Annotated in this window: 10 protein-coding genes and 1 tRNA gene; 4 read left to right on the top strand and 7 right to left on the bottom strand. The window is 49.4% G+C overall.

Going from position 1 to position 12,832, the window contains the following annotated elements:
- The first annotated feature begins 340 nt into the window (after positions 1-340).
- Together EL628_RS04175 and kynU are read left to right on the top strand one after the other, a co-directional pair.
- Positions 341-1,180 (top strand): DUF4397 domain-containing protein, encoded by an 840-nt coding sequence (locus EL628_RS04175; RefSeq protein WP_161975265.1) that lies wholly within the window; start codon positions 341-343, stop codon positions 1,178-1,180.
- Positions 1,181-2,222: 1,042 nt separating this feature from the next.
- Positions 2,223-3,491 (top strand): kynureninase, encoded by a 1,269-nt coding sequence (kynU, locus tag EL628_RS04170; RefSeq protein WP_126578521.1) that lies wholly within the window; start codon positions 2,223-2,225, stop codon positions 3,489-3,491.
- A gap of 28 nt (positions 3,492-3,519) precedes the next feature.
- Here the strand turns inward: kynU and EL628_RS04165 are convergent.
- A tRNA-Thr gene (locus EL628_RS04165) sits at positions 3,520-3,591 on the bottom strand.
- A gap of 254 nt (positions 3,592-3,845) precedes the next feature.
- Between EL628_RS04165 and EL628_RS04160 the strand changes: the two genes are divergently transcribed.
- Both EL628_RS04160 and EL628_RS04155 read left to right on the top strand, forming a co-directional pair.
- Positions 3,846-4,256 carry a response regulator gene (locus tag EL628_RS04160; protein ID WP_126578520.1) on the top strand — a complete coding sequence of 137 codons (411 nt, stop codon included), beginning with the start codon at positions 3,846-3,848 and terminating at the stop codon, positions 4,254-4,256.
- 231 nt (positions 4,257-4,487) lie between these two features.
- Entirely contained in the window at positions 4,488-5,669 is a 1,182-nt protein-coding gene (locus tag EL628_RS04155) for a potassium channel family protein (RefSeq protein WP_126578519.1), read from the top strand.
- 9 nt (positions 5,670-5,678) lie between these two features.
- Here EL628_RS04155 and EL628_RS04150 read toward each other — a convergent pair whose 3' ends face one another.
- From EL628_RS04150 to EL628_RS04125, 6 genes are all read right to left on the bottom strand, one after another.
- The gene (locus tag EL628_RS04150; protein ID WP_161975264.1) at positions 5,679-6,542 is read right to left on the bottom strand and encodes a DUF2785 domain-containing protein; all 864 of its coding nucleotides are present in this window, start codon (positions 6,540-6,542) and stop codon (positions 5,679-5,681) included.
- 75 nt (positions 6,543-6,617) lie between these two features.
- Entirely contained in the window at positions 6,618-8,051 is a 1,434-nt protein-coding gene (locus EL628_RS04145) for an amidase (RefSeq protein ID WP_126578517.1), read from the bottom strand.
- 238 nt (positions 8,052-8,289) lie between these two features.
- The gene (locus EL628_RS04140) at positions 8,290-8,577 is read right to left on the bottom strand and encodes a helix-turn-helix transcriptional regulator (RefSeq protein WP_218028865.1); all 288 of its coding nucleotides are present in this window, start codon (positions 8,575-8,577) and stop codon (positions 8,290-8,292) included.
- Between the two features lie 19 nt (positions 8,578-8,596).
- Positions 8,597-9,325: a pentapeptide repeat-containing protein gene (locus EL628_RS04135; RefSeq protein ID WP_218028864.1), complete on the bottom strand. Its 729-nt coding sequence runs from the start codon at positions 9,323-9,325 to the stop codon at positions 8,597-8,599.
- Between the two features lie 253 nt (positions 9,326-9,578).
- The gene (locus tag EL628_RS04130) at positions 9,579-10,868 is read right to left on the bottom strand and encodes an MFS transporter (RefSeq protein WP_126578516.1); all 1,290 of its coding nucleotides are present in this window, start codon (positions 10,866-10,868) and stop codon (positions 9,579-9,581) included.
- 362 nt (positions 10,869-11,230) lie between these two features.
- Positions 11,231-12,820 carry an outer membrane protein assembly factor BamB family protein gene (locus EL628_RS04125; protein ID WP_126578515.1) on the bottom strand — a complete coding sequence of 530 codons (1,590 nt, stop codon included), beginning with the start codon at positions 12,818-12,820 and terminating at the stop codon, positions 11,231-11,233.
- Positions 12,821-12,832: the final 12 nt, after the last annotated feature.

Raw genomic sequence — 12,832 nt, 5'->3', positions numbered from 1 at the left:
AGTACAGAGATCTCAAATGAATTTTTCGAGATTCATAAAAAAGGTTACATAAATGTACTGCTTTCACCATTTCGATCACGTCTATAGTATGTAATCGTTCTGTTAGACACTTACAATTCTTTCCTATACGAATTGCGAGTGAGGTGTTCCAGGTCAATCGTTTGATGCCAATCAAATAGCTAGAACTTACTTTCTCTTTCCCGGCTCCTTATGAGCCCGAGACACTAGTGTTCATGAGCATAACGTCCTATTGCCAGCTCGTTATGCCGAACGGACAACCGAATCAATTTATGAATGTTTTCTGTGTTTACCTATGACAAACAAAAAGGAGTTTCAAACAATGAAACAGCACTTGAATCGTTTCTTCCAGCGCACTGCCCTGGCCCTGGGCGCATTCTTGCTCATGGCTCTCTTCTCGACTGCTGCTCTGGCGGCACCTGCTGACAATAATGCTATGGTTCGTGTTGTCCATGCCTCTCCCGTAGCTGGAACCGTTGATGTCTTCGTTGATGGAACCGCTCTGTTGCCCAATTTCCAGTTTGGTACTGTTACTGATTATGTTCCTCTGGCTGCTGGCTCGCATAAGATTCAGGTTGCACCTGCTGGCAAAGGCGCTGGTGCAGCGGTTATTACTCAGGACGTCACTGTTCAGGCTGGAATGCTCTACACGGTTGCTGCTGTGGGTAATGGTAGCTCGGATCTGGGCTTACAGGCCTTTGTCGATAACAATACTGTCACCAATACGATGGCCAAGGTTCGTGTCTATCACCTCTCTCCCAATGCTGGTCCCGTCAATATTGCCGCTGGCGACAAGACCGTCATCACTGGTCTGACCTATAAAACGGCTAGCGACTATCTGACTGTTCCTGCTGGCGCTTATACCTTCAATGTCACTGCAACGACGGTCAATGCTACTGTTCCAGTTCCTGCTACTCTCAGCGCCAATATGGTCTATAGTGTCTTCGCTGTTGGCCTCTACAATGGTGATCCTGCTCTGAAATTTGTTGTGGGAACTGCCAAAGGTAGCGTTGTTGCAGGTATGCCTAACACCGGCAATGATCCTTCGATCCACACCAGCAACAACGAGACTCTGCCCTGGATTGCTGGATCAGTCGCTGCTATTCTACTCATCTCAGCCGCTGCTGCCAGCCGCTACGCTTACACTCGCCGCAGCAACTAAGTTCGATTAAGGAACCCTGCAACGGTCATGGGAACTGGTAGATCCTCCAGATCCATTACCAACAGAAAAAAGGATCATTCCTCCGGCATCTGCTTCATAACAGGGAGCAGGCCGTGACCGGAGCCATCCCCGGTGGTAGTCATGAGGGGTGGATCAGGTTACAGCGGCCATCATAAATAATGGGCCTTACACGATTATGCGATAGATCGCTCGATAAGAGAGACGATCCATTACATGAGAGGGTAGGGCCCATTATTATTGTGGGGATTTCGAGAGAACCACGTCGGTTCTCAATGGGGACGGGAGCATTTCCGGTGGTGCTCTGGGGAGGGCAAACAGGGTGGGGGGCTCACAGCGGCCATCATGAATGATGGGCCCTACATGTTTATGCGACAAATCGATCCTGGGAGGGCTTTTTATCGTAGGATGGCGATCGAATGAGAGGTAGATCCTGCACTATCGCTTCTGATCTAATCTCGTCAATGCTGGATAAATATGCGATAATCAGAGCGTCAATGCTACTGCCTGATTCAAGCGAAGAGAAAGGTGCTTGCAACTATCGTGAACTACCGCTGAGCTGAAGACTCAGCGGCTTCTTCGGAAGCCGTTGGATCGACGGTTTGGTCGCTTCTTCGGAAGCTCAAGTTCACCAGACTCAGCCCCAGAAATGGGAGCTCCGTTCAATTGGTCATGACACCTGCGGTTGACGCATCAGACCGCTGCTCTGTCGTTTGGAGTTAAGAAGATTTGAGGAAAGGATCGGTGCTCCAAGCACAACAAGCCTTTTGAACCTTGTCGAGATGAGGTCGGATTCTCCTGGTGGTCACAGCCAGTAGATACGCATCACCCGGCTCTGCCGGAGTTTTTTGAGTCCATGGGTGTGCTGGTTTCTTTTGAAGGGTCCTGCACATCCGGCGATTCATCCACGAAGCTGAAGACTTCGTGGTTTTCTCGCCAAAGGCCATTATAAAACCTTTTTTCCCCGATCTGTAGACGATTCGTGCTCAATGCTAACTTCTATTTTATGAAAGGCACCTGCCCTATGACGACTCCTGCCACTCTCTCATATGCTATCGAGCTCGATAGACAGGATACTCTGGCCCATTTCCGCGAACGCTTTGTTATTGATGATCCTGACCTGATCTATATGGATGGGAACTCACTTGGACGCTTGCCTAGAGCAACTGAACAGCTTGCCACAGAACTGGTACGCCAACAGTGGGGAGCGCGTCTGATTCGAGGCTGGGGAGAAAGCTGGTTTTCAGCGCCAGAGCGAATTGGTGCAAAAATTGCACAGTTGATTGGGGCCGAGCCAGATGAGGTCATTATGACTGATTCAACTTCAGTCGCTCTCTTCAAATTAATCGTTGCGGCCTTACGTGCTCAACAAGGTCGAAACCGCATCCTCAGCGATGATATGAATTTTCCCTCGGACCTCTATATTATTCAGGGAATTATAGAGCTTCTGGATAAAGGACATCGGTTAGAGGTTGTGCCTTCTCCGGATGGGATTCACGGCCCGGCTGCCGAGATTCGAGCTCATCTGGACGAACAGACGGCGCTGCTGACGCTCTCCCATGCTGCCTTTAAAAGTGGCTATGTCTATGCTATGAAGGAGATGACAGAGGCGGCCCATGCGGTGGGAGCATTGGTGCTATGGGATCTCAGTCATGCGGTGGGAGCAATGCCAATTCAGGTTAGGGAGGCCAATGTAGATCTGGCGGTGGGCTGTACTTATAAATATCTCAACGGTGGTCCTGGTTCCCCTGCATTTCTCTATATCAGGAGAGACCTGCAAGAGCGTCTAAACAATCCTATTACTGGCTGGATGGGGCAGCGCAATCTCTTTGACTTCTCACTTGATTATCAGCCAGCAGAAGGAATTCGGCACTTTATAACTTCATCGCCACCAATCATCTCACTCTCACTAGTGGAGCCTGGCGTCGATCTATTATTAGAGGCCGGGATGGAGAAGCTTAGAGCAAAATCGCTTCAGCAAAGCGCCTATCTCCTCGAATTATGGCGACAGGAGCTTGAGCCACTGGGATTTAGCCTTAAATCTCCGCTGGATGAAAAGTATCGTGGTTCGCATATCTCCCTTGGGCATCCAGAGGCTTTGCGTATTGACCAGGCTCTGATCCACGAGTTCAACGTGATTCCAGATTTTCGTGCGCCCGACAATATTCGTCTAGGCCTTACGCCACTTTACACGTCCTTCAGGGATATCTATCATACTGTAATGAGGCTCAAACAGATCGTCGTAGAGAAAGTCTATGAGAATTATTCACTGGAGGCACCCATCATCACATAATGTCAGGAGGGGAAAATGGGCAAAAAAAAGCCGGCGAGGAGGATCGAACTCCTGACCGATAGTTTACAAAACTATTGCTCTACCGCTGAGCTACACCGGCTGGCTTTTTTTGTAAGATCATTACTGATCTACAGGCAATAGTCTACCAGAACAAACCTGGATTGTCAAGAGATTTTTTCCTTACTTTTCCCATTTACTGAAAATTTTTAAGCCCTTCTTAAGTTACCTCAACCATTTGCTCAGAAGATTTTAATCAAATTCATCCACTTTTACGAAACCAGGTTGTTTCCTGGCCCGTGTACGTTACAGACAGGGTGCCAGGGGCCGCTGTACTTTAGAGAGGGGGGATGATTAATGCAACAAATACCTACATTATCCCATAATAATCAGTCATTCGCACCAGAAACGGATGAGAAATGTATACTGGTGGTCGAGGATGACGATAGCATTGGAGCTTTACTGGTTGAAGCTTTAACACAAGAGACGCCTTATAAAGCATTGTTAGTCACGGATGCCATCCAGGCCATGGAAACCATCGGTAAGATAAAGCCCTGCCTCTTTATCACCGACTATCGCCTGCCTTTTATGGATGGAATTGAACTATACGACCGTTTAAAGGCAGAGCATGCCTTAGATCATACACCTGTGATTATCATGAGTGCACACCTGCCTGAAGAAGAAGTAAAAAAGCGGCAGATGGTTAGCCTCCATAAGCCGTTTGAATTAGATGATCTTTTAAATACAGTCGAGAGGCTCTTAAAATAATCAAAACTCTACAATAGTCTACAATAGAAGGAGAGAGACAGCACACATGTCAATGCCCTCTTCCAGAGATTATTCATAAGCCAGGGTGTTTCTAAAGAACACCCTGGCTGTTTCATTACTGGCTTTTGTGCTTCTTAGAAGCCACCTGAGCTCGTAATAGAGTGCCGTCAGGTGCTATGCTATAGTCACAAGGCAATTTGTTCATTCCGGTCTTACCAAAAAGGGAAGTTCATGGTAGTAAATATTCTTCTCACAGTGCTGGCTTTACTTCTTATTTTCGTAACTCTGCTCGATGGCTTTGAAACTATTGTTCTGCCTCGCCGCGTAGATCGCAAGTTACGAATGGCGCGTCTCTTTTACCGCACGACCTGGCAGGTCTGTCGCGGTATGGCACGTAAAATTAAAAGCAGTCGTCGACGCGAATATATTTTAAGTATTTATGGACCATTCTCGCTCATCCTGCTACTCGCCCTCTGGGCCTGCCTACTCATACTGGCCTTTGCACTATTACAATATTCGATGGGCTCGACTCTTAGTGCCCCTGAACACGATGTAACGTTTGCAACTGATCTCTATCTCAGTGGGACGACCTTTTTTACCCTGGGGCTGGGCGATGTCTATCCACGTACCGGTCTACCTCGTTTCTGTACTGTCTGCGAGGCAGGCATGGGAATCGCCTTTCTAGCGCTGATTATTGGCTACGTACCAGTTATCTACCAAGCTTTTTCGCGCCGTGAGTCTCAGATCTCACTGCTGGATGCTCGCGCCGGATCGCCTCCCAGCGCAGCAGAATTTCTTCGCCGTCACCTGGAGGGGAAGAACGATCCAGCCGAACTTCTAGATCACCTCAGGAGCTGGGAGCGTTGGAGCGCCGATATTCTGGAGAGCCATCTCTCTTATCCTGTCTTAACCTACTATCGCTCTCAGCACGAACGACAATCGTGGCTCTCTGCCTTAACGACCATTCTTGATGTCAGTGCGCTTCTCATGATTGAACTGGATGGTATTCCAGCTCAAGTTGGACGCTTTACATTTGCCATCGCACGCCATACAGCGGTCGACCTGGTTCAGGCCTTTGGTATTCGCCCAATCCCACCTGAGACAGACCGGCTCTCCACTGAACAGTTTAAACAGCTCTGCACCTATCTCCATGAAGCCGGGCTCCCCATTCAGCAGATAGAGATGGCTGAAGATAGGGTCGCAGAGCTCCGCGCTATGTATGAACCTTTCGTCAATGCACTGGCACGTTTTCTCTTGCTCCCCTTGCCAGAATGGCTACTCGAAAACGTCAGCGCCGATGATTGGCAGACAAGCGCCTGGGATCACTTCTCTCTGGTCAAACAGCGTCCTCTTAATCGCTTAAAAGCAACGGAAAAAACTGGAGAGGACACAAGAGAACACAGCCATATTTGAGCACTCAGACTATTCTACAATCTGTTTGCCAACGTAGAGCACCTCATGCTGTTTCAATAGATTGAGAATCTGGATAGCTCGCACAGAGGCAATGTTATCCCAATATAAGAAAAAGTAGAGGCTACGCAGAAAATTTCGCATATTAGTTGACGACAACAGATAATCAGGATGTTGCCTCTGAGCAAGGCTTTCAGCACAGGCATCAATCCAGGAGCTCAGGTACTCATCTTCAACCTGTTTTCCAAGGATGATACGATAGGCAACATTGGCAAGGCGCGAATCTTCTTCATGCTCCAATGGTTCCTTGATGCTCACCAGTTGTTTGACAACGTTGAGGATCTCCTTGCGATCCTCAACCCCCATAAAATGGTTCTGCGCACACTCATCAAGTGTATCCGCAAGGTGAGCCATCGCATGAGCCCAGCCCTTGCCTTTTACATATCCTCGCCAATCACGCTCTTCCTGAGCATAGCGCAACAGTTCTTCTTTGACACGCCGTACCTTTGCTTCGGTAAAAGTGGGCTGGTGGGCATCATTATAGAGAAGAGCGGCAATGATGAGATTTGAGAAACTGCGCATAAAGACTGTATCTGTCTCGCTCTCTCCTATACCCTGGAACAGATGCCACTCATCCAGAGCCATATCCAGAAGATATTCGAGCTGCGTCTCCTGCAATTTCTGGCCCCCAATAATGCCGCTGGCCAGAATCATATAACTGAGCTCATCGCGTAGCTCCTGATCTGTTGAACCTAGATTCTGCATTAAAGCCTGGGCCAGACCAAACTGATCTAACTCTGCTGGCACTACATAATTATTCTCTGCGAGCGGACGCAGAAATTGCTTATCCTTTGCTTGCTCAATTATATCTGACATTGGCGAAATCCTTCTCTTCATTCGGTGCTCTTAACTAGCTACGATCACAATTCAGAGTCAATTCGCAGGACAGCTTCACTGCTGACTCACCTCAACATATTCTCGGCGATGCCAATCAGTCAACTGCTGATAGGCATGAGCGATACGCAGAATCGTTGCCTCTTCAAAGGGTTTCCCGGCTACCTGTAATCCAATCGGTAGACCATCTGAACTGAAACCACAGGGGAATGAGATCGCTGGCAGGCCCGTTAAGTTAAAGGGCATCGTTAAACGGAGATAGGCTGTAGTCGCGTTCTCGCGCACACCATCGATCTCAATCTCGGTTCCAGCTAGCTCACTCTCAATCGCAGGAACAGGAATGGTGGGAAGCACAAAGGCATCGACACGCTGCATAATTGACCGCAGGCTACTTGCGAGCTGGCGACGCTCATGCTGAGCCTGAAGGTAATCTACCGCTGGAATCTGTTGGCCTTCGATAAGGCGAGTGCGCACCAGTTCGCTGTATGCATCACTCCGCGCAGGGTACCAGTCATTCTGCATGTGAGCCAGCGAGGCCTCGGGCTTCTGAATAGTACGATAAAGCTGCATCGTTGGACGAGGCAAGATAACCGGGACGATCTGTGCACCCTCTTCCTCTAAAACGCGTAAGGAGGCACGCCAGGCTGCTCGCACTTCAGGGTGGATGGGATCAACAAAATCATCCTGTGGCACTCCTAGCGTTAAACCTTGCAGTGAGAGCGGACCTCGCCCCTCTGTTCCTGCCAGCAGTGAGGTTGTGCCACGATTGGTGGGAGATGAGGGACCAGAGACGCTATTAGGATCGCGGGGATCATATCTGGCAATAGCATCAAACAGAATGGCGCAATCTTCAGCGCTCCGTCCAAGTGGACCCACATGATCTAGCGACCAGCTCAAAGGGATCACACCATAGCAGCTCACACGACCATAGGTTGGTTTCAGTCCCGTCACACCACAGCAGGCGGCTGGGATACGAATAGAGCCCCCTGTATCAGTGCCAATAGCCCCCAAACAGAACTGAGCTGCCACAGCGGCGGCTGAGCCCCCACTGGAACCGCCTGTTGTATGCGTCTGCTTCCAGGGATTACGCGTAGGAGGCGAGTAAGGCCCATAGGCGAACTCGAACGTATTGGTCTTGCCAATAAGAATGGCACCATGCTTGCGCAATAGTTCAATCACCATCGCGTCCTCAGTTGCACTATGCTCAGCCAGTACCTGCGAACCAGCAGTCAGTCGCGCTCCTTTAACGGCGATCAGATCTTTGACCGCAATTGGCACACCATGTAACTGACCGCGATAGAGTCCTGTGCGCAGCTCACGTTCCGCTAACTCGGCCTCACGTAACGCCTGCTCATGCATCACGGTCACAAAGGCTTGAATCTCACCATCTCGCTCTTGAATAGACTCCAGAGTCTCTTGCACCAGCTCAGTCGGCGTAACAATACCCGCACGCAGCTCCTCAGCCACAGCACTAATTGATGTATAAGGCATATTCCCTGCTCTCTCTTCACTTCGTGGCTCTATTCATCCCAACAAGAAGAGGCTTCTCTTCTCGCTCGCTCATCTGCTCTTCCATACTGACTTATTCCCACCCATCAACAGCTCTATTGTATCAGGTTCCGATAGTTCCATGAAAGAAAGAAAGAAGCATGCGTAAAAAGTAATCCTGGCTTCATGAATTCAGCAAAATCTCTACTTCTGGTTAAGAATAGGTTTCCAATACTCTTTTTTAGAGCAATTTGAAGGTTCTCTCATGCTCTGGAGAGGGGAAAGGTTGCAGTCCAAAAAGCTGCTCCATGGGCACCATCAGATAGGCGCTCAAGCGCAAAGCGAGCTCCAGAGAAGGCACTATCCGCTTATGTTCAATATACCCCAGTTGTTGTGGGCTTATCCCTACAGCATCGGCAACTGTAGAGCGCTCCAGACCTCGCTCAGCACGTATAGCCGCAATTCGATTATAAACACTTCCCTCAAGGGTATAGTCCATCTCTAACACTCGCTTTCTTTTTGTCCTCACATCATGACACTCTCTTTTCTTACGAATGAAGCGAGCCGTTTGGCATCGTAGCACCTGCAAGAGATTTCGCTCTGGCTAACTGACTATCGTTCAAGCCCTGGACATCTTTTAAGTTGGCTCCTTGCAGATTCGCTCCTGTGAGGTCCACATTATGCATGTCTGCTGAATGCAGGTCGGCTCCCTGTAGATTGGCTCCCTGGAAATTGACAAAGATCAGGGTCGCATTGCTCAGATTGGCGCCCTGTAGATCAGCTCCTTTAAGCAAACAACCAGTCAAAGCAGTATCGCTGAGGTCAATATGGGCCAGGGAGGCTTTTTGAGCATCGACATCGGTCAGGGCAACGATATGATAGTCATTGTTGATTAAGCGGGTCTCATTGAGGAAACGGAGCACCGTGGCCTTACGAGCGGGATCAAGGGTCCGAAAGATCTCATAGGTTCGTGCCTGCGCCACAGTCCTTGCCGCATCGCCATTCGGGGCCTGGAGAAGTTTATCATGGGCCATGAGGTCTGAGATTGTCTGAAGATAATTCTGGAGGGCCGTCTCATGCTGCTGATCAAGGGCAACCAATTGCGCTGCCTGCTGTTGCTGCTGGTTGATGGTAAGATTCTGTACCTCCTGCTGCCACTGCGACCAGATGAACACAGCAATAATACCAAGAGCAAAGATCGGCCACTGCCATACCTGCCAGAGGGACAAGAGTTTTTGTCGAGAAGCCTTGTTACGCTGCTCTACATCTGTCAACATACAATGACCTTTCATCTCATGATTTTTGAACAATGTTATGCACTTATAGTATAGTATTTTTGTCTAAAATGAGACAAGCTTTAGCATGGTGAAAGATGTTGCAGGAAAATCGAAGACGGGTTTCGCTAGCTATCTGGAAAAGAGATGCTTACGATGTTTCTCTCTCTTTTCCAGATAGCTAGCGTGAATTCATAGACAGAGGGAAAAGACTATTCCTCCCCCTGACGAACGCCCCTGGATCTCATCTGGTCCGCTACCTCTCCGGGTATTTTTGGTGGATCTTTTCGCTCTTCCGCAGGCCAGAATCGTCATGACCTGTAAGCACTATCCATGCAAGACCACTTCCCAGGAGGTACAGAGCCCCGTCGAACATCATGAGCCACAGCAGGCCGATGTGGGCAAAAGTAGCACTGGCGATGCCCATACCTCCTACCTGTGCCAGGGCCTGAGCGGCAGTGTAGGTTGCCAGTGTACGGCCAAGGAAGCGATTGGCAACACGCTGTTGGAGCAAGGTGAGGAGTTGAAGAGTTACCGCAGCCGTCATTGCACCAAAGATCAGGTTCAACAGCAGACTGGAAAACAGCGTGTGGATGGAGACAATGAGCATGAGTACGAATCCTCCAACAGCAAGACCTCCTGAGACAATGCCGATTCCTGCGAATCGCCCACGCCGTGGAGGTATTCGCCCCAGGAGGAGACTCATTGCACCTTCACCAATCGCCTGTGCGGTCAGTATCCACCCAAAGGCCAATGGTCCTGCAGAGAGCATTGTCCGCACAAAGACCGGAAAGAGAATAGAGAGGGTGCCTGCTGTGTATGCAACGATTGATCCAAGCATGAGCAGTCCACGAACATGATGATTGGCATTGCCGGTCATCTGTGTCCTCTGCTCTCTCTTTGCGGGAACATCAACGATCTGAGACGGTCGTGGAATATCCTCTGATGAAGATGCTACTTCAATATCCTGTAGAGGAATAGAGGTCAGCAGACAGATACTTCCCACTGAGATGAGAAAGGTTGTTGCATCAATAGTGACAACGCCTGGAGGTCCGAAGTTCAGCAGGATGAATGCACTCAGGGATGGAGCAATGACACGCACAGCGCCATCGCTCACCATATACAACGCATTGGCAACCAGGAGCGAGGGCGGTTCAATCATCTGGGGAAGCAGCGCACCCCGCGCTGACCAGAAGAAGGTGGCGAGTGCCGACTGGAGAAACCCGACGACGTAGATGGGCCAGAGTGTGTGCGGCTGCACGAAGATGGTACCGAGCAGTGCCAGAAAGAGTACGGCGCGAGCGCTCTCGACGGCAAGCATAATACTTCGGCGCTCCCACCGATCGACGAGAACGCCCGCAAGAGGAGCGAAAAGAATGCCGGGAACCGTCGAGACGATGAGCACAGCTGCTGTAGCAGATGCGGAGCCAGTTTGTTCATAGACCCAGAACGTAATGGCAATGAAGAACACATAGTCACCGAGAATAGAGAGGGTATGTGCGACCCACAGGAGACAAAAGTTTCGCTGGGAAAGTAAGGCAAACACGAGCTACTCCTTCACCAAGTCCACTACAATGTGTAACAGAACATGGTCCTCGCACTCAAGGGGAAAATCGAGCGAGCTACCAGGAGGGGGGATATGCAAGAAAACTGGTGGACTCATTGGAGTAATCCGACTACCTCGTCTATTATAGCAAACGAAGTCAAGAGCGGCATGGCTAGCTGGCCATACCACTTCTGGGATAATTTAGTTTTCGAGAGTCCTTCAGTGTCAAACCCTTCTCTCATGGAGAACTTATCAACCTGTAAGGCCGTTTTAAGCGGTCTCACAGGTTGATAAGTTTTTGCATTTATTTTTGTCTATTTTAACTACGTTTGTAGCTACTTTTACATTTACTTTTACATCTACTAAGGAATAACAACGATCTCAGGGGCAGAGCCAACGTGATTATTCAGTTTATCCAGGAGATCAGCGCCCACCTGAATAGTCCAGTTCATTGAACCATCGCTTGCGTTAAAGGTTGCCAGGGTACGAGGAAAGTCACTACTATAGATAATGCCATCCTGCACAGCTTCTGGAGTAGATCCTGTCTGTTGCTTCCAGATCAACGCACCATCCTCGGCCTTCAGGGCAAACACTTCGCTGGGAGCCGTATTTTGCTTGCCAGGAGTGGCATTCCCTTCCGCCTGAACATAGACCACGCCATTATCGACAATGGGTGAGGCAAACACTTCACCACCAAGAGGATAGTTCCATATATCCTTACCAGTAGCGGCATCCAGAGCCGTTACGGTAAAGCCATAGCTACCATAGTAGACACGGCCATTCGCTACTACAGGATCGCTCAGAATCCAGCTATCGGCTGCATGGGTCCAACGTTTTTGCCCATCTTGAGCCCCGAAAGCATAGACATAGCCAGTCAACTTCTGACCACCAACATGCTTACTCGCTGAGGCAGAGGCGAGATAGACCATCTTATTGTCCACAACTGGCGAGGTGACGATCTGATCGCTCTCAACCTCCTGGCGCCAAAGCTGCTTGCCACTTTTGGCATCAACGGCAAACAGCAAGTTGAGAACACCACTATACACAACCCCATTGACAACTGAGACCGAGGCTGGATCATAGATCGTTCCATCATAAAATGCTATCTTCTGAGCATCATAACTCCAATTTATCTGTCCAGTCTGAGCATCGAGCGAGAAAAGCTTGCCGGAGCGCTGCTGCACATAGACGCTTCCTCCAGCTTCTGCTGGTCGGGTCAGAAAGCCCAGAGGCTCGGAGAAAGAGCCCGGAAGACCCACATTCAACGAACCCAGTTGAACATGCCAGCGTTCACTACCATCTTTCACATTTAAAGCAAAGACATACGCGTTTGTCTGATCATATCCACTGACATACACAGCATCGGAGGTAACGGTTAGCTTCGAATTGATACTGCCAACCAGATGTTTCCAGATGATGGCATGGGTCGTTTTGTCGAGGCGGCTGACAGCAAATTGATTAGCCGTTTCTTCTGACGTAATATAGATACCAGAAGGCTGTTCTACTTGTGGGGGTCTCGTTGAGGCAGAGGGGCTGCCTGTTGAGGCGGAGGGGCTGCCAGCGGTGCTTGTAGAATTGTGCTGAGTAATATGAGATCTTTTGTGAGAGGAAAGATTAAGCACAATCGCCAGGCTCCCAACAATGATCCCTATCAAGGCCACGGCGATGAGCTGGCTTACTGGCCGCTGCCAGCGGCTGCGATCTTTCTTTTGCTGAACTCGTGACTGCATAGAGATAATCCTTTCCGTATGCATTTCTTCTTGTAAATTATTTTTGGTCGTGCGAGAGAACTGCCGCTGCTGGATACGTTGCCAGGCAGCCTCTAAAGACTCTCGATTCTGGTCGGCATATGATTGATAATAGAGCGAGAGCGATTGAAACAGTTGGCGCTCTTCAGGAAGACTGTGAGGGCCAGAGTCTATCTCTTGATACTGATCATCATTATTGTCCATCACAAATCCTCT

The organism is Tengunoibacter tsumagoiensis (assembly GCF_003967535.1).
Lineage (GTDB): Bacteria > Chloroflexota > Ktedonobacteria > Ktedonobacterales > Ktedonobacteraceae > Tengunoibacter > Tengunoibacter tsumagoiensis.
The sequence above is the reverse complement of the archived record's forward strand: the minus strand, read 5'-3'. Positions and strand labels throughout refer to the sequence as shown.

Bases quoted from the DNA above. Each gene is read 5' to 3' on its own strand.
- EL628_RS04125 (WP_126578515.1), bottom strand. From the start codon at position 12,820: ATGGACAATAATGATGATCAGTATCAAGAGATAGACTCTGGCCCTCAC.
- EL628_RS04160 (WP_126578520.1), top strand. From the start codon at position 3,846: ATGCAACAAATACCTACATTATCCCATAATAATCAGTCATTCGCACCA.
- EL628_RS04175 (WP_161975265.1), top strand. From the start codon at position 341: ATGAAACAGCACTTGAATCGTTTCTTCCAGCGCACTGCCCTGGCCCTG.
- EL628_RS04155 (WP_126578519.1), top strand. From the start codon at position 4,488: ATGGTAGTAAATATTCTTCTCACAGTGCTGGCTTTACTTCTTATTTTC.
- EL628_RS04150 (WP_161975264.1), bottom strand. From the start codon at position 6,542: ATGTCAGATATAATTGAGCAAGCAAAGGATAAGCAATTTCTGCGTCCG.
- EL628_RS04135 (WP_218028864.1), bottom strand. From the start codon at position 9,325: ATGTTGACAGATGTAGAGCAGCGTAACAAGGCTTCTCGACAAAAACTC.
- kynU (WP_126578521.1), top strand. From the start codon at position 2,223: ATGACGACTCCTGCCACTCTCTCATATGCTATCGAGCTCGATAGACAG.
- EL628_RS04145 (WP_126578517.1), bottom strand. From the start codon at position 8,051: ATGCCTTATACATCAATTAGTGCTGTGGCTGAGGAGCTGCGTGCGGGT.